Source organism: Chitinophagaceae bacterium (assembly GCA_016713085.1).
In the GTDB taxonomy this organism is placed as follows: domain Bacteria; phylum Bacteroidota; class Bacteroidia; order Chitinophagales; family Chitinophagaceae; genus Lacibacter.
In genome coordinates this window covers 975,272-997,651 of record JADJPV010000001.1, presented here as the reverse complement: position 1 = coordinate 997,651, position 22,380 = coordinate 975,272, and the positions used below count along the sequence as shown (strand labels likewise).

The following is a 22,380-nucleotide window of genomic DNA, read 5'->3' as shown; positions in this document are numbered from 1 at the left end:
TTGAAAATGAAACATCCATTTTCAAATTGATACATTTCCGAATTTTCAAATTGGTTTATGCGTATTTTACAATGATGGATTCAATCACATTCGCTGCGTCTTCACATTTATCAGTAGCAATTTCCATTACCTGGTAAATTTCTCTTTTCTTGATCACCTCTTTTGCATCATTTTCTGTTGCAAACAAACGCTCAATACTGAAATCAAAAATATCATCAGCCTGGTTTTCAATGCTGTTTACCCGAACCAGTGCATCTGTTATCTTCCGCATGTTCTTCATGTCTTTTAATTCATACACAGCTGTTTTAATATTTTCACAAGCCTGTATGATAAGGTCAGCCATTTTGCTGAAACTTTCATGTGATGGATCCACACGGTAGAAGTTGATTTTTTTTGCTGATGCAAAAATGTAATCGGCCACATCATCCATGGCAGATGCCAGGTAGTGAATATCTTCCCTGTCAAAAGGAGTAATAAAGTTGCGGCTGAGCTCTGTAAAGATTTTATGAGTCAGGTCATCATTCTTGTGTTCCAGGTCCTCAATTTGATGGAGGATTTGCTCCCTGCTTTCAAACGATGGATCGGTAACCATCTTTTTCAGTAAAAAAGCCATTTCCAGTGAAGTGACTGAAACCTCCTGAAACAACTGATAGAAAATCCGGTCTTTGGGTAAGAAGATCTTCAGGATAGAATTAAATGCTGACATAGCTGATTTTTAAATTTCGGCAAAGGTAGTTTAATGGGTTTTTGAGCCTTCCCTATTTGATGACTTAATGATTTGTTAACATTGGACATATCCCAGCTTTCTACCTTTGTGCCGCTTAAGGAAAATTACATGAACAATCAGTTTCGCAGGCTGCTTATTGGCCTATTATTGCTTTCACCGCTATTTACAAGTGCCCAGTTTTTGATGGATATGATAGATACCACTAAAGATGCAGGTAAAGGCATGCTGGGTATTTATAAAAAATTCGATCATTTACGTTTGAGCGGATATATACAACCGCAGTTCCAGGCAGCTGAAAGTAAAGGAATCAAAAGTTTTGAGGGCGGCGATTTTGGAGCACAGGTAAGCAATCGCTTCATGTTAAGAAGAAGCCGTGTGCGGATTGATTATGTTCATTTTGGAAAAGAAACCAAACCGGGAGTACAAATTGTATTTCAGTTTGATGTAAATGAAAGAGCCTTTACCATCAGGGATGTATGGGGAAGAATATTTGAAAATAACCTCCAGGTGTTTTCTTTTACTACCGGTATGTTTGCGAGGCCAATAGGATTTGAAGTTAACTACAGCAGCAGCGACCGTGAATCACCAGAACGGGGACGCATGAGTCAAACCCTCATGAAAAGTGAAAGAGATCTGGGTGCGATGGTGACGTTTGAACCACGAAAAAAAGATCATAAACTCCGTTACTTTAAAATGGATGTGGGTGTATTTAACGGGCAGGGAATTAATGCAAGCGGCGACTTTGATAATTCAAAAGATCTTATTTCAAGAATTGCCTTAAAGCCGATGCCAGTTGGTAAAAAACTGATTATCTCTTCCGGTATTTCTTATCTGCATGGAGGTTTGCTGCAGAATACAAAGTATAAGTACACAACAGCAGAAGCAGGAGGAGTAAAGAAAAACATTATTGATTCTTCAACTGCAAATCTTGGACAGGTTTCGCCAAGGCAGTATTATGGAGCTGATGTGCAGGTTAAACTGAAAAACAGAAAGGGATTTTCTGAACTGAGGGGAGAGTTTTTAACAGGTACACAAACAGGCACAGGAACTAATACAGAAACTCCTGTTGCATTAATTGCAGGAACAGACGGTTTTCATATCCGCCAGTTTAGAGGCGGGTACTTCTATTATTTACAGCACTTGTTTTCTGAACATCATCAGCTGATTGTAAAATACGATTGGTACGATCCTAATACAAAAGTTTCCGGTAAAGAAATTGGAGTAGCCGGTTCAAATTTTTCTGCAGCCAATATTAAATACACAACACTGGGCTTTGGTTATATTAATTATCTCACAGAAAATGTAAAGCTGGTTCTTTATTATGCCCGTGTATGGAATGAAAAAACACGGCTGGCCGGATATACAGGTGATTTGAAAGATAATATTCTTACCTGCAGATTGCAGTTCCGGTTTTAATTACAGTACTTTCAATTGCTCCTGTTAACATTCGCTTAATGTGCAGGTAACGGTTCCTTAACACTGTGTTCACTTTGCGGTAACACTGCAAGGGTTCCTTTGCAGCACAAATTGAACGTATGTACAGGATAGCTTTAAGGAGAATAATTTACTTGTTACCCATTCTGTTTTTCACTCTCACATCAGCAGCACAATCACTGAAATTAAATGGCCGTGTGCTCAACCAGAAAAACGAACCTATATCCGGTGCTTCTGTCACCGTTTCCGGCAAAGTGGTTGCCGCTGATGTGGAAGGGAGATTCAGTATTCTTCTCGAGGCTTCAAAAAAATATACACTTACTGTATCAGCAGTAGGTTATCAAACCAAATCGGTAGATGAGATTGAAGTGAAAGCGAATGATGCAAATGTGTTTGATATTGTGCTGGAAGTATCAGCAAAACAGGGGGCCGAAATTGTTATTCAGAGTACGGCTGAAAAAGAAACTACCAATGCATTAATCTCTTATCAGAAAAATACCAATACTGTTTCTTCGGTTATTTCAGCAGAAAGTATCCGCCGCTCACCCGACAGAAACACCGGTGAAGTATTGAAACGTACTACCGGTGCAAGTGTGCAGGAAGGAAAATTTATCATCATCAGGGGATTGGCTGACCGATATAACCAGGCCATGCTGAATGGTGTGTTATTAACCAGTACTGAACCCGACAGGAAAACATTTTCATTTGATCTGATTCCTGCATCCATGATTGATAATATCATCATCAATAAAGCTTTTGTACCTGAGTATCCCGGCGAGTGGGCAGGTGGTTTGATACAGGTGAATACAAAAGATATTCCTTCCAAGAACTTCTTTAATATACAGGTTGGTACTGGAATTAATTCACAAACAGTTGGTCAGAAATTTTATAAAGACAAGGGTGGTAAAACAGACTGGCTGGGAATTGATGATGGAACAAGATCATTGCCCGGCAGCTACACAAGAAAAGCAGAGTTTGATATATTAAGTCCTGCTGAAAAAACAGCAATAGGTAAGCAAATGCGGAATGCATGGGCTCCTGTTGAGTCAACAGCACCAATGAATGTTTCTTTACAGGTAAACGGTGGTTTTACAGGAAAGTTTTTGGGAAAGAAAATCGGCGGGTCATTAGGAATCAGTTACAGCAAAACAAACCGCATACTCCAGCTCATCAACCGGTCGAATGCCTTATCAGGTGGTGTGTTTACTGAAAACTATGACTTCAATGATACCCGTTACGCACAGGATATTTCTGTTGGTGCATTGGGAAGTTTTTCGGTACAGATCAACTCGCTGAACAAAGTTTCAGTGAAAGCAATTGTGAATCTTAATTCCCCACAGAATGTTACCCGCCGTGAAGGTCTTGATTATAACAGGGGTGAAGATATCAGGGCTACTGAATTAAGCTTTAAGCAAAACACTTTCTTTACAACGCAGGTTAGCGGCGATCACAGCATTTCAAAAGCATTGAAGTTTAAATGGTACGGCGCTTTCAATATTCTCGATGGTTATGTGCCTGATCAGCGCAGACTTGCCTATTCAAGATTTACCAATACGCAGGATCCTTTCCGTTTGCTGATTTCGAATTCACTTTCACAGCAAAGCGGAAGCCGTATCTATCAAACACTCAGCGATTATATTTATACAGCAGGTGGTGATTTAAACTACAGCTTCAATCTCTTCAATCAGAAGCAGGCGATTAAAGGCGGTTATATGCTGCAGATTAAAGACCGTTTGTATGATGCACAGCTTTTTGCCAACTACCTTCCTTTAGATAATCCGGTATTAACCTTATTGCCTGCTGAAACAGTGTTTAATCCTGAAAATTTTGGAGATGGTACAGGAAATAAGTTTGGTTTTGATGCCATCAAGGGTAAAACATTCCGCTACATGGCCAACACCATTCTGAATGCAGGGTTTATACAGTTCGATAACCAGTTTAAACAGGGTTTACGTGTTGTTTGGGGTTTACGTGTTGAACATTTTGATCAGTTGGTTGGAAGCGTAAAGAAGTGGGACCCACGTCACACACATACACAGGTGATTGACTTTTTGCCGGGTATGAATGCAACTTTTAAACTGAACACAAAAACAAATATCCGTTTATCAGCTTCTCAAACAGTTATCCGTCCGGAGCTTCGTGAACTTTCATTCCTGAATCTGTATGATTTTGAATTGAACGCTTCTGTTCAGGGTAATCCTTTACTTAAAAGAACCAAGATCACCAACCTTGATCTGCGGTATGAGCTTTACAGGAAAGCGGGTGAGGTTTTTACAGTAGGTATATTCTACAAAAATTTTATCAATCCTATTGAGCAGTTGTTTAATGAGGGAATTGGCGGTTCAAGTACGTTCAGTTATCAGAATGCAAGCGAAGCGAATACCTACGGAGCTGAAATTGAGATCAGGAAAAAACTTGATTTTATAACAGGGGGATTAAAGAATTTCACCTTTCAGGCAAATGCTGCTTATATCAACAGTAAAGTAAAAGATGCAGTGTTTAATATCAGCCGTCCGCTACAAGGACAGTCTCCTTACTTATTCAATGTTGGTTTGTTGTATGACCTGGAAAAAGCCGGGCTCAGCAGTACTATTTTATTTAACCAGGTGGGACCAAGAATTTACCTCGTTGGTGATTTAACAGCAGGTGCAGGATCGCCTAATATTTATGAAGCACCAAGAGCTTTGCTTGATTTCCAGATCAGCAAGAAGCTGATTAAGGATAAAGCTGAACTGCGTTTGAGTATTTCAGATATCCTGAATGCAACACAGTATTTCTATCAGAATGCAGATGATAAAAATTCATTCCAGAAAGATACAGATGCATACCGTTTTACAAGAAGATCAGGTACCACATTCAGCATCACATTTAATTATTCATTATAACCATTACATTAAAATTTAAAAATAGAGAAATGAAAAAGTACATTTTATATCTGTTCGCCATTGCAGCAATTGCCTTCACCGGTTGCAGAAAAATTGAGACGGACGGCGAAATACAGGTTGTGATTGTAAATGGTGGTGGCGGTGCAACAACCGGTGAAACCATTACGTTACAAGGCCGTATTAATGCTGATACTATTCTGCGTAAGAAAAATACTTATATCCTGAAGGGGTTGGTGTATATGGTAGGTAACCATACCATGACCATTGAAGCAGGAACAACCATTAAAGGCTCTTTCAGCGGTGCTGATGTGGCTGCGTTGATTATTACACGTGGATCAAAGATCAGCGCTATCGGAACTGCATCAGAACCAATTGTGTTTACTTCAGCTTCGCCTAATCCACAATCGGGTGACTGGGGCGGAATTGTGATTTTAGGAAAAGCGCCGGTGAATACCGCTTTCAATGGTATTGCAGGCCTTATCCAGGTAGAAGGTGGAATTGATAATGCAAACGGTGATGGTTTGGGCGGATCAGGTGATGCAGTAGCACCAGCGCCAATTGCCAATGATAACTCCGGTACCTTACAGTATGTACGTATTGAGTTTGCAGGTTATGCATTTCAACCTGATAAAGAAATCAACAGTCTTACATTGGCAGCCGTAGGAAGCGGTACAACTCTTGATCATATCCAGGTGGTATATGCTAAAGATGATGCTTATGAGTGGTTTGGCGGCACAGTGAATGCAAAATACCTGATTGCTTATAAAACACAGGATGATGATTTTGATACAGATAACGGTTACAGCGGTAAGGTACAGTTTGGTTTGATTATCCGTGATTCACTGATTGCTGATATTTCCAGTTCAGAAGCTTTTGAAAGTGATAATAATTCAAGTGGTACAGTTATTACCCCAAAAACAACAGCTGTATTCAGCAATATCACGGCCATAGGGCCAAGAGCTACATTAACCAATGTCGGCAGTACACTTTTCAGAGGAGGTACGCATATCAGAAGAAATTCAGGCATTTCAATTTTTAATTCAATTTTCATGGGCTGGCCAAGAGGTATTGAAGTTGATGTGTCAACAGGAACATGGACGGCTTTAAATATCGAAGACAGTACTTTGAGATTAAGAAATATAACAGTAGCAGGCTGTGGCACTAATACCCGGTTTAGTCTGCCAGGTACACCCCCACCTACTATTCCGACAAACACAGTAAAAGACGACGCCAGTTTTTTAGATTGGATGACGAAGCCATTTTATGGTAATGACTTTCTTACAAATGCCTCTGAAGCAAACCTTATCCAGCCGTTTAACTATAGTGCACCTGATCCCACACCATTTGGTTCTGGCGGATCAGCCGCTGCTATCAGAATCCGTACAGGTGGTGGATTTACAGATACTAAATTTACCGGTGATACCTTCTTTGATAAAACAGTAACCTTCCGTGGTGGTGTTGCACCTGCAGGTGAACTGGCAAGCTGGTGGAAAGGATGGACAAAATTTAACTACAATAAGTAAAAAGAATTTTTCAATAGCAGCATCCATCATTCGATGGATGCTTTTTTATTCCTGATTGATCATTTAACTGCGCAGCAGCAATGCTTACATAACAAAGTGATAATTATTCATTCATTATTTGGTAACAGCAAAAGATCAGATTGCAGCGATTTATGATTTGATAAAAAATATTTCAAGGATTTCCTTAAGCAAGTATCCTTTATTCCGCCTCCTGTTCCCAGGGGGCGTCTTTTTTTTCAGTATGATGATTTGCGAAATAACAATTAATACATGATGGGGTAATACTCCGGTAAAGCAGGATGGTCATCTTTGTTCTGCTTCGATAAGATCATTTTTAAGAGATTAGCAATCAAGAGTTCATTTTCTCATGTTGTCGCCCTGATTCTTCAGGGGGGCTTTTTTTTAGAGTTCTTTTCTTTCTTCGAGGGTAAAACCAAAAGTAGTGCCTACATCAAGCGTGCTGCGTACATGCATGATTTGTCCGTGTGCTTCAATGATGTGTTTGCAGATAGAAAGTCCTAAACCACTGCCGCCTTCTTTTCTGCTGCGGGCCAGATCGGTGCGGTAAAAGCGTTCGAATATCCGGGTGAGATGTTCTTCAGCAATTCCAAAACCATCGTCACTTATTTCAATGAGGATGTTGGCAAAATTGGGTTTGTATGCACTGAAAACAATTGCTCCGTTCTGTTTGCCATATTTGATGGCATTGTCAACCAGGTTGATAAATACCATCCTGATTTTTTCTTTATCGGCATAAACAGTTATCGGAATTTCACAACCTTTTTTTATGCTGAGTTTAATATTCTTCTCACTTGCTTTCAGTGAAAGTGCATCAAACACATCTTTAATAAGATCCTGGATTACAAAATTTTCTTTGTAGAGCAATTGTTCCCCGCTTTCTAATTTCGATATCTCATCCAGGTCATCTACAAGATTCACCAGCCGGTCAATATTTCTTGATGTATTAAGCAGGAATTTTTTAGCCACCTCTTCTTTCTGCATGGCGCCGCTGAGCAATGTATCAACATAACCCTGTACTGCAAAAATGGGGGTCTTTAATTCATGACTCAGGTTTTGCAAAAATTCTTTCCTGAACTGTTCGTTCTGTTTCAGAATTTCCACTTCCTGTTTTTTCTGCTCGGCCCATTTTTCCACTTCTTCGCTTACTTCCTGCAAACTTTTTTCGGGTAATAGTGATTTATTAAAAAACTCTTCCCGTTTGGTGGCTTTTGTTTGTGCAATGAATTTATAAATAAGTTTGATGTGGCGGTAAATAAACCGTTCAGTAAAATAACGGATAAGCAGGTAACTGATGAGGAATAAAACAGCAAATGATACAATTGCTATCCACCAGCTCTTAATAAAATAGTAGTTGGCAATTCCTACCAGTAATGAAATGGTGAAGGCAGTGATTGCTGCAACCTGTACCGGTGTAAGTTGACGGGAATTAAACATGCTGCTTTTCTTAAGTAAAAAATTATGCAGCGAAGTTAAAAAGGAATCAGCCAGCAGTCATTTCAAATTTATACCCAACTCCTTTTACCGTGGTAATACAATCAATATTGAGTTTTTGGCGAATCTTGCGGATGTGTACATCAATGGTTCTATCGCCAACAATTACATCAGCACCCCATACCTGGCTTAAAATTTCATGCCTTAAAAAAACACGTCCCGGTTTGGAAGCTAATAATGCCAGCAGTTCAAATTCTTTTTTTGCCAGAATAATATCATCTCCTTTATATCTTACAATAAACTGTTCTTTGTCAATCTGCAGATCGCCTAATTTGATCACTGTTTCATCGCCACGGAAGGTTCGGCGGAACAAAGCATTCACCCGGCTGATGAGTACTTTCGGGCTGATGGGTTTGTTTACATAATCATCCGCACCCATTTCCAATCCTTTTACATGACTGGTTTCATCGCTCAACGCAGTGAGCATAATGATGAGTGTGTTTGAGAAGCTGGGCTGTGAACGAAGGATCTGGCATACTTCCATGCCTGTTTTGCGGGGCATCATTACATCGAGTATGATCAGGTCGGGCTGCTGCTGTTTGGCCTGTATCAACGCTTCATCGCCATCCTTGGCTTTAAAGACAGTGTACCCTTCGGCAGTTAAGTTGTATTCCAGAATTTCAAGAATATCCGGCTCGTCGTCGGCAATTAAGATTTTTTTCCTTTGGGTTCCATGACTGTGATGCAAATGTATATGCCTCTTTCCATGCATCCCTATGTATAATATTATAAAATTGTTAACGAGTTTTTAGAGTCTGGGCCGATTTTTTGGCTGCAACCTCTTATCACTCAAAATGTTCTTATTGGAAATTTGAAGTTATTTTTGCAGCCAATGACCAGATATACCATCTTTTCTATACTTATCCTTTCTGTTTCTTTTGCAAAAGCGCAGAGCAGATTATCCTTCGATACCAACAAAGTGAATATTCCCATGACCAGGGTTATCTGGCATGAGAATATTGATAAAGAGCAGAAACGGACCGATAAGGTTGACGGGAAGGTTGATCAGTTCTTAAAGCTCAGCAATAATGATGATTTGAATATACAGATAACAGATGTTATTCTGCGCCAGGTAGATGAAATGCAGGAGCGGATTGAAAAAATGAATGGCGACAATAATTTCAAAATTGGTTATCTGCGTTCATTAAGAGAGTTTTTGCAGATCATTGCCCTGAATGCAAAGCAACCGGAAATTCCGCCCCTCATTCCACAGTTGTTCAGCAGTTATGACGAATGCAACATGCTTCAAATGAAAGGTCAAAGCCTGGTACCTGTTTTTGAAAAATTACCTTATGAAGGAGCTGAAGTGCTGGCAACGGTCTTTGCACAAAGCAAAGACATTGCCGAAGTACGTAAAATGATCTTCTTAAAGAAAACGGCTATCAACCCTTCATTTATCATGAAAGGGATTGATGCATTTCAAAACGAACCCTTTGCCGACAGCCTGGTGATTATTGCAGCAGATAAAATTCCGCTGGAAGTGTATACCTATGCTCAGGCAGTGAGAACAGCTGCTTCAAAAGTCATTCGCCGCAGCACAAACCCCAAAGTACAAACCATTGCAAAGCTGAGTTCAATTTCAAATGGTACGCTTTATCTTCCTTTCTTAGATGAGTTGCTGAATAATAAATTAACCATTGATGATATTAAGGCGGTAGTTGAAAATGAGCTGGGGTATTATAAATTACTGGTGAAGACACAGATCAGTTATCACGAACGCCTTGCAACCGGTGATACTCCTGTTCTGGCAAATGTATTGTACCAGATGCTGGAGCGCAAAGCCGCAGATGCCTTTGTGAATGTGATGAATGAATTGCATGATTTACCTGACCCGGTAAGGATGAGGGTTTCTGATCCGCTGAGCTCTCAGGAAATTTACTACCTGATTGTTACCACTGAAGAAATTATTTACACCAGCACTTATACAAAGCTTTACGACCGGATGATGACCCGTTTCCCGGGCAGAAGAAGTGATTCATTGCTGATGAGTGTACAGCTTGATAAGTTTAAGAAGTTTATTAAGATGGCGGCGAACTATAACCGGCTGGATGACTTTTTAAAATCAATGCCGGAGCTTCACAGTAACCAGTTGATGTATGCATTTGTGAATGGTCTGCAAAAAACAAACTCATTAGAAGACGCCGTGGATGTGGCCGACAGTTATGGCAGCATTACAGATGTAAACCTGCAGGAGTTTCTGAAAGAAAAAGTAAAACTGAATTACGAAACAAGCCAACAGAATAAAGATCGAAAAGGGGAAGTAATTTATAATATCCTGCTTACCCTGTTTAAATCGGCATCAGATACTTCCATGAATTTATCTGCACTGCTCGGCATTCCCCCGGTTTACAAAGTTGATTTCAGCAGTATTGCTGACAGTAATGGTGCTGTAGTACAGCATGTGTTTTTTTATGGTGATGAAGATGGAGTAACATCTTACCGCAATTTCATGGGGCTGTTTAATAATAAACCTGAATGGAAAGTGGTAACCGGAAAAGAGTGGGTGACCATCACATCTGCGAAAGGGAATCCGTATACGATTTACGCTAATCTTCCATTAGATTATAAACAGGATCTTGATCAGCTTGCACAGCAACACCTGATTGAATATTTAACGAAGAATAATATTAAGCCAACATTTGTGGTACACCGTGGGCACAGTTATCATTTAAAATATACCATCCAGCAAATGCTGCCCTCATCACGTATTGTTATGCTGGGTTCCTGTGGCGGCTATCAGAACCTGAGTAAGATTCTGCATGTAAATGAAGATGCACATATCATTTCAACCAAGCAGGTGGGTAGCTATTCAGTAAATGAACCCATTTTACGTGCAATGAATGAAGTTATACGTAATGGAAAAAATATAGAATGGATTCCTATCTGGCAGCAGATTACTAATTCAGTGAAATCCGATGCCAAAGCAAATGAGTTGCTGAAAGATTATGTACCGCCTCATAAAAATCTCGGCGCTATTTTTATTAAAGCCTATGTCAGGGCTACCGGTGAAATGTAATTGTTTGATATAAGAAATCTTTATCTTACCGGTGCTTTGAATCAACCACAGCAACTACCAAATTCATTTTCAGCTAAGCAAATTGCCGGCGCAGTTTACTTAGCTGTTGTTGTTTTCTTTACTTACGCTTCCATCTTTGCTTTTCGTAAACCATTTACTGTTGCAACTTTTGAAGGGTTGAAATTCTGGAATGTTTCTTATCAAACCTTACTCATCATCAGCCAGGTAATTGGCTATATGCTCAGTAAGTTTTACGGTATCAAATTTATTTCTGAACTGCAAAGGCATGGACGATGGAAAACAAGTCTGCTGATGGTTGGGCTTGCCTGGTTAAGTTTATTATTGTTTGCCATTGTTCCTGCACCATGGGGCATGCTTTGTTTTTTGGTGAATGGATTTACTCTTGGTTTTATGTGGGGCGTTGTATTCAGTTATGTGGAAGGGAGAAGGGCAACTGATTTTATTGGCGTAGTGCTGGCCGTTAGTTTCATTTTTGCAGGCGGCTTCAGCCGCAGTGTTGGCAAATGGCTGATGTTGAACTGGGGTGTAACAGAATACTGGATGCCTTTTGCAACAGCTTCTTTGTTTGCTGTTCCGTTGGTTTTATTTTATACGTTGCTGGAGAGAGCACCTTTCCCCGATGCAGTAGATGTTGCTGAACGTACAATCCGTTTACCCATGAATCAACCTGAGCGAAAAGATTTTTTAAAACAGTTCCGTTCAGGTGTAATTGCGTTTGTAATCATTTACCTGTTACTTACCATCATGCGTGACCTGCGTGATAATTATATGGCCAATATGTGGAACGAACTGGGTTATGCAAAGAATGCATCTGTGTTTGCAAAAACAGAAACGATTACTTCACTGATTGTACTTGCTTTAATTGGTATGATGGTTTTTGTACGAAAAAATATCAGGGCATTCCGCATTATACATGTATTACTCATTCTTGGTTTTGTGGTGGCCGGTATCGCTTCTTTATTATTCAGGTATGATTTGATCAGTGGCGCAGGCTGGATGCAGTTTACAGGGTTGGGTTTATATATTGCCTATGTATTATTCAACAGTGTATTTTTTGAACGGTTGCTGGCTTCCTTCAGTATTGCAGGAAATGTTGGATTCCTGATTTATGTGGCAGATGCATGGGGTTATCTCGGCAGCATTACAGTGATGCTGTCGAAAGAACTGTTCAAACTTCAACTCAACTGGGTTTCTTTTTATTCGCAACTGGTAATTGTGTTTGCTGTAATCGGGATTGCTGCCAGTATATTTTCATTGTTCTATTTTAATCAGAAGCACCGCATTCAGGAGAGGGGTTGAGTGTTGCCATTCATCATCTTTACCTTCCATTAAGATGAAGCATGAATACGGCTGAATGAAAGCATTTAACTTTACCAAAATTGAAATTGGGTTTGGAACAAAAAAGCAGAGAAAAAAAAACTGTTCGATTTTAGCTTGCTCAGCAGGGTTATCAGCTATACATCTCCTTACCGGAGGCGGTTTAACAGTTCCATTATTCTGGCGATTGTCCTGGCGGTCATGTCACCTGTTCGCCCCTGGTTGATCAATAAAACGGTGAACGATTATATTCAGCACAATATTGCTGAGATGGTAATCAGGATTACCATTTACCAGATTGCAATTATTGTTGTTGAAACCATTCTCCGCTTTTTCTTTTCTTACTACACTGCCTGGCTCGGACAAACTGTTGTAAGAGATTTGCGGGTGAATGTGTTTAAAAAAATATTAGGTCTTAACCTCCGCCAGTTCGATCAAACACCCATCGGTACATTAACCACAAGAACAGTCAATGATATTGAAACCATCAGTGATGTATTTGCTGAAGGCTTTATTCCGATTCTCGCAGATTTTCTCACCATTATTGCTGTGCTCTTCACCATGTTTTATATCAACTGGCAGTTAACGCTGGTTTGTTTGATACCATTTCCATTTCTTATACTCACCACTTATTATTTTAAAGAAAGTGTCAACAAAAGTTTTCACCGTGTACGAAATGCAGTGGCAGCATTGAATGCATTCGTGCAGGAGCATATCCAGGGAATGCAGGTGGTACAGGCATTTGCTGTGGAAGAAAAAGAGTTTAACAAATTCAGGAAGATCAATAAAGAGCATCGGAATGCAAACATCAAAGCCATTTTCGCTTATTCTGTTTTTTTTTCCTGTAGTTGAAATTATACTGGCTATTTCTCTTGGTTTACTTGTTTGGTTTGGTGCCGGTCAGGCAGTTTCAACAACGAATGGTGAAGCTGCAAAAATGGCTGGTGAAATCATGGCCTTTATTATTTTGCTCAACATGCTGTTTCGTCCATTGCGTTTCATCGCAGATAAATTCAACGTACTGCAAATGGGTATGGTGGCAAGTGAACGGGTATTTAAAGTACTGGATAATAAAGATGAGATTGGTATTTCTGCTGATCACTCATTTAATCCGGTTGAAGCAGTGCCGGGTAAAATTGAGTTTGAAAAGGTTTGCTTTGCCTATACAGATGAGAACTGGGTATTAAAAAATATATCTTTCACAGTAAAGCCGGGTGAAACCGTTGCATTGGTCGGTCATACAGGCAGCGGTAAAACTTCTATCATCAGTTTATTAAATCGTTTGTATCATATTCAAAAAGGAACCATTAAAATTGATGATATAAAGATTGATGATTATAACCTGGATGCACTACGCAGTAAAATCGGAGTGGTGCTGCAGGATGTGTTCCTGTTTGCCGGAACCATTACAGAAAATGTAACGTTACGGAATGACGCAATCAGTAAAGAAAGGGTGGTTGAAGCTGCAAAGCTCATCGGGATGCATGAGTTTATTATGCGTTTACCAGGCAACTATGATTTCAATGTAATGGAACGTGGCGCAACCATGAGCCAGGGACAAAGACAATTATTAAGCTTTATCAGAGCTTTGCTGTACAATCCATCCATTTTGATCTTAGATGAAGCAACGTCAGCAATTGATACAGAAACTGAGCAGCTGATTCAGCATGCAATTGATAAATTAATTGAAGGAAGAACTTCCATTGTGATTGCCCACCGTCTATCAACCATCCGTAAGGCAGATAAGATTATTGTGCTTGATAAAGGAGAAATCAGGGAAATGGGTACGCATGATGAACTGTTGCAGATGGGAGGCTATTATGCCAAACTTCATGAAATGCAGTTTGCCAAAGCAGTGATATAAAAAAGCCATCATGGAGTATGATGGCTTAACAAAACTGATATCGAAAATAAAAGAACTCTGGTTAAATGGCCTTTTCAGAAATAAAAGTTCCATCGGCTTTAAAAAACGCCTGCCAGCGTTGAGTTCCGAGGAAGAACTTTACTTTAATTGTATTTCCATCCTCTTTTTCAAATTCAATTTCACCAGAAGCAGTTGGGTACTTTGCATTAAAAGCAGTAGTAACCGCTGCGGGTACCTGCAAGTAACCAATACAGTGCCCGATGGTACAGAGTTAAAAGAACTGTCATCAATCTTGCTGCAGGAGCTTACTGCAAATAAAATAAGGGCTGCCAGAATTAAATTTTTCATACAATGAATTTTTTAGTTGTGTTGAATAAAGTACGGTGTAAAAGTATCGGGAGGCCTGAGAGGGAACAACTGAACTGCACCGAACGGGTAATTCTGAATCATCAACAGGAATAATAGATAACTGTAGCTGAAAGAATGATACAGAAAAGCTCAGAGATAATTTTTAACTTGCAGTAAGTGAAAAAAACGAAATACGATACTGATTCTGAAATGTCAATTCTAAATGAGCAGTTTATTCCTTACTCCCGTCAGGAAGAATATGAAGCGGTAAAAAGAAGACAGGCAATTCTTATGTCGGATGAAGAGAAATTCAGAATGTTTTGCCGGATGCTGAAAAGAGGAGTGATGTTTAAGCGTGCAGTTATTACCCATAAAAAACCCAACCAGTAATTCATCAAAATATGGATATCCTTGATGAAGATCTTTTAAAGTTTTGGAAAAGCCTGAACGATAATCAGGTTCAGTATATTATGGTTGGCGGTCTTTCTGTAAATTTTAACGGGTATAATCGTGTTACAGATGATTTAGATATCTGGCTGAAGGATACACTTGATAACAGAAAAAGCCTCCGCAAGGCGTTTCGTGAACTTGATTACGGCGATTTTTTGTCGTTTGAAACAACTCAATTTGTTCCGGGTTGGTCGCAATTTTATGTTGGCCCCGGAATTGTTCTTGATATTATGACCGAAATGAAGGGATTGGAACACTATAATTTTGACGAATGTTATAGCGAGGCTTCAGTTGCCTCAGTCGATGGAGTAAATGTTCCTTTTTTACATATAAACCACTTACTCGAAAACAAAAAGGCAGTTGGCCGACCAAAGGATTTAGATGATATCCGGGAACTCGAAAAAATTAAAGAAGAGCGCAAAAAAATGGGTCTCGATTAACCTGTACAACTTTTTTGAATTTTCAAACTGGCTTTTCCCCTTTTTTACCCTACCGCCCCTTATCTTTGCGCCAAATTTCAGGAAAAAAATGGCGTTCAGAAGCATAAAATCCTTATTGGCAGCGGTTTTCAGCGTAGTATTCCTGGTGGTTGCACAGGGAGCTTTTGCCCAGCACGAACCGGCAGCGAACGATCAGCATCAGGCAGGTAATGCAGAAGCTGAGCATGCCCCCAAAAAAGAAGGTTTTGATGCCAAAGAAGTGATCTTTGGTCATATCATGGACGCACATGAATTTCATTTTATAGATTATAAGGGAAGCGACGGGAAAGAACATGCGGTAACGATTCCTCTTCCCGTGATTTTATATTCTTCTCAAAAAGGGCTGACTGTTTTCTCTTCTTCACGTTTTGAACATGGTCATGCGGAATATAAAGGCTATAAGCTGGTAAAGGAAACCATCGGTGAAAAGGTTGTTTCGACTGACGCTGCCGAATCTGTTTATGATTTCTCTTTAACACGTAACGTGGTGCAGATGATCCTTGCACTTGCTTTGCTGGTTTGGCTGCTCATCAGCATTGCCAATGCTTATGCAAAAGGATTAGGAGTAAAAACAGCACCAAAAGGCAAGCAGAATTTAATGGAGCCCATTATTACGTTTGTAAGAGATGAAGTGGCTGTTCCAAACCTTGGCCACAAGGCAATGAAATACCTGCCTTACTTGCTCACTGTTTTCTTTTTTATCCTCATCAATAACATTATTGGCTTAATACCGGGCACAGCAAACGTAACAGGAAATATTGCTTTTACAGCTGTATTAGGTTTGATTTCCTTTATCGTGATCCTGGCCAGCTCAAATAAACATTACTGGCTGCACATCTTCAATCCTCCGGGAGTACCGCTAGGTGTTAAGTTTATTCTTGTGCCGGTTGAATTTTTGAGCGTGTTCATCAAGCCGTTTGCATTGATCATTCGTCTTTTGCAAACATGGTGGCAGGTCACATTATCATCATCTGTTTAATTTCACTCATCTTCATTTTTGCTCAATTGAACCAGTACGCTGGTTGGGGTGCTTCACCTCTTGCGATTGGCTTTACCATATTTATTTATTTCATTGAAGTGTTGGTTGCTTTTTTACAGGCATTCATTTTTACTGTGCTCACGGCCGTATTTATCGGCCAGGCAATTGAAGGTGATCACAGCCATGAAGAAGCAGCACATCATTAATTCTTTTTTTAACCAGATAAATTCACAATTATGCATGTTATTTTATTAGATGCGTTGGCAAATGCCGGTGGTGCCGTAGGTGCTGGATTAGCAGCTGTAGGTGCAGGTATCGGTATCGGTCAGATTGGTAAAGGTGCATTGGAATCAATTGCACGCCAGCCAGAAGCTTCTAACGATATCCGTGCAAACATGATCCTTACTGCGGCTCTCGTAGAAGGAGCTGCTCTGTTTGCTATTATCGTGGGCTTCCTTGCGATGGTACTTTAATCAATCACACAAACGATTTACTGCATCCAAAGTACAGGACGGCGGATGCAGTATTTTTAAAAATTACAATGTGCTGTACAGCTAAAGCGAAACAGCATCAGAAATATAAAAAAGACAAGTATGAATTTACTTACCCCCGGTTTAGGTTTATTGGTTTGGACTTTAGTGGCCTTCTTAGTGGTATTTTTTCTGTTGAAAAAATATGCCTGGCCCGCCATTATTAAAGGATTAACCGAAAGGGAAAATGGCATTGCTGAAGCACTGGAAACAGCTGAGAAAGTAAAAGCTGAAATGGCCCAGATGAAAAATGAAAATGAAGCATTGCTGGCAAAGGCCCGTGAAGAAAGAGCGCAGTTGCTGAAAGAAGCCCGTGAAACAAGGGATAAAATTGTGAGTGAAGCAAAGGACCTGGCAAAAACAGAAGCCAATAAAATTATTGTGGAAGCCCAGGCTGCCATTAATCAGCAAAAACTTGCTGCCTTAACTGATGTTAAAAATCAGGTGGGAAATCTGGTAATTGAAGTAAGTGAAAAGTATTGCGTCGTGAACTGGCGAATAAAGCTGATCAGGAAACTTATATTAAACAGCTGGCAGAAGTAGTGAAATTAAATTAATAAAGCTTTAAGCTATTATCAATGCAGAATCCACGTTTAGCAGGTCGTTATGCAAAGTCACTGGTTGATCTCGCTCAGGAGAAAAATCAGCTGGAGGCTGTATATACCGACATGAAATATTTACAGGCGGTTTGTAAGCAAAGCAGGGAGTTTACCAATCTGCTCCGAAGTCCCGTAATTAACAGCGATATCAAAGAGAAAATTGTTTCTGCGGTTATCAGTAAAAATATAGGTGAGTTATCAAATGCGTTTATTCACCTGCTGGTAAAGAAAGGCCGTGAAAGCATTTTGCCCGAAATTGCTCACGCCGTGATTGAACAGTATAACGAAATCAAAGGCATTCATATCGTAAAACTTACCACTGCAACAGAAGCCAGCGAAGCATTAAAAACATCCATCATCAATAAAATAAAAGCAGATACTCCTTTTCAATTGATTGAACTGGAAACAGAGGTTGATGAAGCACTCATCGGTGGGTTTCAACTGGAGTACAATGGTAATTTAGTTGATGCAAGTATAGCAAGAGACCTGAGAGATATTCAGAAACAGTTTGAGAAAAACATTTATGTTCCAAATATTCGATAATTCAATTTTTTAAAAAATAAAGCGTCATGGCAGATATTAAACCGGATGAGATTTCAGCGATACTTCGCCAGCAGTTAAGCAATTTCAGTGTTGGTGCTGATTTGGAAGAAGTAGGTACCGTATTACAGGTGGGTGATGGTATTGCCCGTGTATATGGATTAAACAATGTTCGCTATGGTGAACTGGTAGAATTTGAAAGCGGTGTTCGTGCAATTGCATTGAACCTTGAAGAAGATAATGTGGGTGTGGTATTAATGGGTGAAGGAAAGGATATCAAAGAAGGTTCTAAAGTTCGCCGTACAGCACAGATCGCTTCCATCAAAGTTGGTGAAGGAATCAGCGGACGTGTTATCAACGTACTGGGTGAACCGATTGATGGTAAAGGACCTCTTACCGGTGAATTATATGAAATGCCACTGGAGCGTAAAGCACCGGGTGTTATCTTCCGTGAACCTGTAAAGGAACCATTACAAACCGGTATCAAATCAATTGATGCAATGATTCCGATTGGTCGTGGTCAGCGTGAATTGATCATTGGTGACCGTCAGACTGGTAAAACTGCCATTGCTGTTGACACCATCATCAATCAAAAAGAATTCTATGCAGCAGGGAAACCTGTTTACTGTATATATGTTGCAATTGGTCAGAAAGCATCAACCATTGCCGGTGTTATGAAAACACTGGAAGATAATGGTGCTATGATCTATACAACAATCGTTGCTGCCTCTGCAAGCGATCCTGCTCCACAACAGTTCTACGCTCCTTATGCGGGTGCTGCCATTGGTGAGTTCTTCCGTGATACCGGCCGTCCTGCATTGATTATTTATGATGATCTGTCAAAACAGGCCGTAGCATATCGTGGAGTGTCATTGTTGCTGCGTCGTCCTCCTGGCCGTGAAGCTTATCCCGGTGATGTATTCTACCTGCATAGCCGTTTATTAGAGCGTGCTGCAAAAGTAATTGGTGATGATAGTGTAGCGAAGAACATGAATGATGTTCCTGACAGTATTAAACATCTTGTAAAAGGTGGTGGTTCATTAACTGCATTGCCCATTATTGAAACACAGGCTGGTGACGTATCTGCTTATATTCCTACAAACGTAATCTCTATTACTGACGGACAGATCTTCTTAGAGGGTAACCTGTTTAATGCCGGTATCCGTCCTGCGATCAACGTTGGTATCTCTGTAAGCCGTGTGGGTGGTAACGCTCAGATCAAATCAATGAAAAAAGTTGCCGGTACATTAAAACTTGATCAGGCACTTTACCGTGAGCTGGAAGCCTTCTCTAAGTTTGGTGGTGATATGGATGCTGCAACAAAATCAGTAATTGATAAAGGTGCACGCAACGTTGAGATTTTGAAACAGGCTCAGTATAGTCCGTTTGCAGTAGAAAAGCAGGTTGCCATTATCTACCTCGGTACAAATGGTTTACTGAATGCAGTTCCTGTAAAACGTATTAAAGCGTTTGAAGAACATTTCTTACATGAAATGGAAACAAAGCTTCCTGAAGTGTTAGCGGAGTTTAAAAAGGAAATCTGCCTGAAGATGGCATTAAGAAAATGGTGGAAATGGCAAATGGCCTTATCCCTCAGTATAAAGCTTAATTTGATCTTACTTTAAATAAAAATCCCCGAACATTCGGGGGATTTTTTTATGCGATGAATATTCTATTAAAGACTTTGAATAGTGCGGTTAATGATTTCTTTGCTTGATTTTATTCTGAGAATATAAGTGCCCTTAGATAAAAAGCCCATTGTTTCAATTGCAACAGGATTGTTTCCTTTCCGGATTGTGGTTGGCACTGAAAAAACAAGCTTACCATAGGTATCGAATAAATCAACACGGATTTTATCTGCTTCAGGTGATTCTATTTGAAACTGCAGTAAACTGTTGAATGGATTTACCAGTGATTTTAAAACTAATTTACCGGTACTGCCTTCGGAAAGGCTGATGATTTCACTGAATTTAGAATTAGCTCCACCCTGTGTTACAATCTTCAAACGGTAGAATTTCTTTCCAGATAGAACTTCCGGGTCACTAAAACTATATTGATTTGTTAGTCCGTTCTGAGAACCTGTTACTGTTCCGATTTTTGCAAACTGAATTCCATCATCACTTCTTTCAACCTCAAAATTATGCGGGGTTTGATCGGCTTTTGCTTGCCAGGTCAATAACGTTTTCTTATTGGATACCTGTCCCTGAAACTGCAGAAGGTTTATATCAAGCACAGTACAGGAGCTGTTAACAGTTATTGCAATTGTATTACCCTGATAAATGGAACAGCTGCTTGTTGCCAGGTTTGCAGTTGATGTAGCTACTTTAATTCTGTACAGGTAACCATTATATGTAGTATTTGCAAGGAAGCTGGGTATTGCAACGCTGTCAGTGTAGTTCACTCCATCATATGCGTATGAGAATGTTTGTATACCGGGCAATTCAGGAGCAGCAGTCCAGTTGGCTCCACCATCTGTACTTCTTTCCCACTGATAATACTGGTAGTTATTATAATAAGTAGTTACAATTGCTGACAGTCGAACCTGTCCATTAATGCAATAGGAAGGCGCCGGGCCGGGTCGCATATTTAAACCGGGAAGACAGGAGGCAAAAGTTATATCATCCATTACCCAGTCATTACCACCCCCACCCGGAGCATTATTTTTGATTGAAATCGTTAATGATGTTTGGCCGATACCCGTTTTAAAAACAAATCCTTTTTTTACCCATTGCCCCCATGCGCCGGTATAATCAATGTTTCCTGATACATAATAATCTACACCATCAATCTGGAAGGTGAGGTTTGGCTTAACGCCGGAAGAATCATTTCCGGGCAAATCAAGATACCCGGCGGGGACTGATACATTTGATGCACCCCTGCCCATACTGTCAATACCACATCTCTTACAAACATTCCTGAACCATGCAGAGAATTCATAGTAAGTGTCTTCACAAAGACCAGTTACAGTTTGATTGTTGGCAATACTTAACTGATAAGCTGCATTTACTGCCAGCATGTATCCACCATTACTTCCTGATGCTGATGGAGGGTTCCCAGCCAATGGATCTGCAGCACCTGTATGGTCGCCGATAATATCCCATACACCAAATACCCTGTGGCTTGAAGGAGATTCAGGACGTTGAATCAACGGATTCGTGTTTTGGCTCGGACTTAAATTTTTAATAACTGAGTAATTGCCATCCCCTGGGTTTCCCGTTGTTACATTCACAAAATTGTAGCCCGGCACTGTTCCCGGGTTTGTACCATTATGAGTTGCGCCTGAACTGAAATCACCACTGCCAGCCGATACATTATTTGCTCCACTTGCATTTGTACATAATCCGTAATTTGGATAAATGATAAATGATAAATTATTAGGGCTTAATGCATAGTCAGTTGCTGCAACTGCAGAAATCTGATTTCTGTATCTTAAAGTCCCGGGCCCATAATTGATAATCGTATTGTATGGAGTTGCCAGATCAACTGTTACTCTGTAAGTAACAAGAATTAACATGCCACTCCCTGCTCTTGGCCGATGAGTATCTGATCTGAAGTACCCGCCGCCATTAATTAATGTATCAGTTGTTGTGGTTGTAACAACTCTTGTTGGCATATTGTAAAAAGGAGAAGCATTAAACGTATCTCTGCCAAGATTAAAACGAAGTGTTTTACTAAGACCATCATACATTGCAAGATCGTCTCCACCTGCATCGGTGAATGATCTGTATGATACACCCTCATTGGTAATAAGCTTCATAGAGCTGGTTACATAAGTAAGGTTGTTGGGAATCGTATCATTAAAACGTGTTCGGTAAATAGTTCTGCTTGCTCCGTTATTTGTTACATAAACAGATACTCTGATTTCCAGTTCATCACCGGGTATAATTGTTCCGCCACCCGGACGGGTAATGTTGATAAAACTTTTTCCTACTGCAACATTGGCTTGTGAAAATAAAAATTCAGGGAAGGCTATTAAATATAACAGCAAAATGGTTTGGGTACAGCGTATAGCTCTCTTCATAGGAATCGGTTATTGGATATGAGTAAAAACCATTACAAAAATCGAATACATTAATGACTTTTGCAATACGTAAAACTACGAATGACGATGTTTTTCTACGATTTTTAGTGTTTTAAGCCAGAAAAACTGAAAATA

General features: G+C 39.9%; 15 protein-coding genes and 3 pseudogenes. 13 read left to right on the top strand and 5 right to left on the bottom strand.

Annotation, left to right across the window (positions count from 1 at the left end; all coding sequences use genetic code 11):
* Positions 1–55 precede the first annotated feature (55 nt).
* Positions 56–706: a DUF47 domain-containing protein gene (locus tag IPK31_04775; GenBank protein MBK8087306.1), complete on the bottom strand. Its 651-nt coding sequence runs from the start codon at positions 704–706 to the stop codon at positions 56–58.
* A gap of 72 nt (positions 707–778) precedes the next feature.
* On the opposite strand from IPK31_04775, the gene IPK31_04770 reads away from it, so the two are divergent.
* The 3 genes from IPK31_04770 (at position 779) to IPK31_04760 (ending at position 6,569) form a co-directional block, all read left to right on the top strand.
* The gene (locus IPK31_04770; protein ID MBK8087305.1) at positions 779–2,143 is read left to right on the top strand and encodes a porin; all 1,365 of its coding nucleotides are present in this window, start codon (positions 779–781) and stop codon (positions 2,141–2,143) included.
* Positions 2,144–2,262: 119 nt separating this feature from the next.
* Positions 2,263–5,046 carry an outer membrane beta-barrel protein gene (locus tag IPK31_04765; GenBank protein ID MBK8087304.1) on the top strand — a complete coding sequence of 928 codons (2,784 nt, stop codon included), beginning with the start codon at positions 2,263–2,265 and terminating at the stop codon, positions 5,044–5,046.
* 29 nt (positions 5,047–5,075) lie between these two features.
* Entirely contained in the window at positions 5,076–6,569 is a 1,494-nt protein-coding gene (locus tag IPK31_04760; GenBank protein MBK8087303.1) for a hypothetical protein, read from the top strand.
* A 402-nt stretch (positions 6,570–6,971) separates the two neighbouring features.
* Here IPK31_04760 and IPK31_04755 read toward each other — a convergent pair whose 3' ends face one another.
* Both IPK31_04755 and IPK31_04750 read right to left on the bottom strand, forming a co-directional pair.
* Entirely contained in the window at positions 6,972–8,024 is a 1,053-nt protein-coding gene (locus tag IPK31_04755) for a sensor histidine kinase (protein MBK8087302.1), read from the bottom strand.
* A gap of 46 nt (positions 8,025–8,070) precedes the next feature.
* Positions 8,071–8,793, bottom strand: coding sequence for a response regulator transcription factor (locus tag IPK31_04750; protein MBK8087301.1), 723 nt, complete (start codon positions 8,791–8,793; stop codon positions 8,071–8,073).
* Positions 8,794–8,913: 120 nt separating this feature from the next.
* On the opposite strand from IPK31_04750, the gene IPK31_04745 reads away from it, so the two are divergent.
* From IPK31_04745 to IPK31_04735, 3 genes and pseudogenes are all read left to right on the top strand, one after another.
* Entirely contained in the window at positions 8,914–11,097 is a 2,184-nt protein-coding gene (locus IPK31_04745) for a hypothetical protein (protein ID MBK8087300.1), read from the top strand.
* Positions 11,098–11,133: 36 nt separating this feature from the next.
* Positions 11,134–12,417: a hypothetical protein gene (locus tag IPK31_04740; protein ID MBK8087299.1), complete on the top strand. Its 1,284-nt coding sequence runs from the start codon at positions 11,134–11,136 to the stop codon at positions 12,415–12,417.
* Between the two features lie 120 nt (positions 12,418–12,537).
* A pseudogene (locus tag IPK31_04735) lies at positions 12,538–14,299 on the top strand (ABC transporter ATP-binding protein).
* Positions 14,300–14,360: 61 nt separating this feature from the next.
* Here the strand turns inward: IPK31_04735 and IPK31_04730 are convergent.
* Positions 14,361–14,540 (bottom strand): hypothetical protein, encoded by a 180-nt coding sequence (locus IPK31_04730; GenBank protein MBK8087298.1) that lies wholly within the window; start codon positions 14,538–14,540, stop codon positions 14,361–14,363.
* A 284-nt stretch (positions 14,541–14,824) separates the two neighbouring features.
* Here IPK31_04730 and IPK31_04725 point away from each other — a divergent pair, with 284 nt between their 5' ends.
* From IPK31_04725 to IPK31_04695, 7 genes and pseudogenes are all read left to right on the top strand, one after another.
* Entirely contained in the window at positions 14,825–15,037 is a 213-nt protein-coding gene (locus IPK31_04725; GenBank protein ID MBK8087297.1) for a hypothetical protein, read from the top strand.
* 11 nt (positions 15,038–15,048) lie between these two features.
* Complete coding sequence (locus IPK31_04720; protein ID MBK8087296.1) at positions 15,049–15,537, top strand: nucleotidyltransferase; 489 nt, start codon at positions 15,049–15,051, stop codon at positions 15,535–15,537.
* Positions 15,538–15,625: 88 nt separating this feature from the next.
* Positions 15,626–16,761 (top strand): annotated as a pseudogene (gene atpB / locus IPK31_04715) (F0F1 ATP synthase subunit A).
* Between the two features lie 30 nt (positions 16,762–16,791).
* The gene (gene atpE / locus IPK31_04710) at positions 16,792–17,028 is read left to right on the top strand and encodes an ATP synthase F0 subunit C (protein MBK8087295.1); all 237 of its coding nucleotides are present in this window, start codon (positions 16,792–16,794) and stop codon (positions 17,026–17,028) included.
* A 120-nt stretch (positions 17,029–17,148) separates the two neighbouring features.
* Positions 17,149–17,642: pseudogene (atpF, locus tag IPK31_04705) on the top strand (F0F1 ATP synthase subunit B).
* 21 nt (positions 17,643–17,663) lie between these two features.
* Positions 17,664–18,227 carry an ATP synthase F1 subunit delta gene (gene atpH / locus IPK31_04700; protein MBK8087294.1) on the top strand — a complete coding sequence of 188 codons (564 nt, stop codon included), beginning with the start codon at positions 17,664–17,666 and terminating at the stop codon, positions 18,225–18,227.
* A 26-nt stretch (positions 18,228–18,253) separates the two neighbouring features.
* The gene (locus IPK31_04695) at positions 18,254–19,849 is read left to right on the top strand and encodes a F0F1 ATP synthase subunit alpha (GenBank protein ID MBK8087293.1); all 1,596 of its coding nucleotides are present in this window, start codon (positions 18,254–18,256) and stop codon (positions 19,847–19,849) included.
* 50 nt (positions 19,850–19,899) lie between these two features.
* Here the strand turns inward: IPK31_04695 and IPK31_04690 are convergent, their stop codons facing one another.
* A complete protein-coding gene (locus tag IPK31_04690) occupies positions 19,900–22,245 on the bottom strand; it encodes a T9SS type A sorting domain-containing protein (GenBank protein ID MBK8087292.1) in 2,346 nt (781 codons plus the stop codon).
* Between the last annotated feature and the right edge of the window lie 135 nt (positions 22,246–22,380).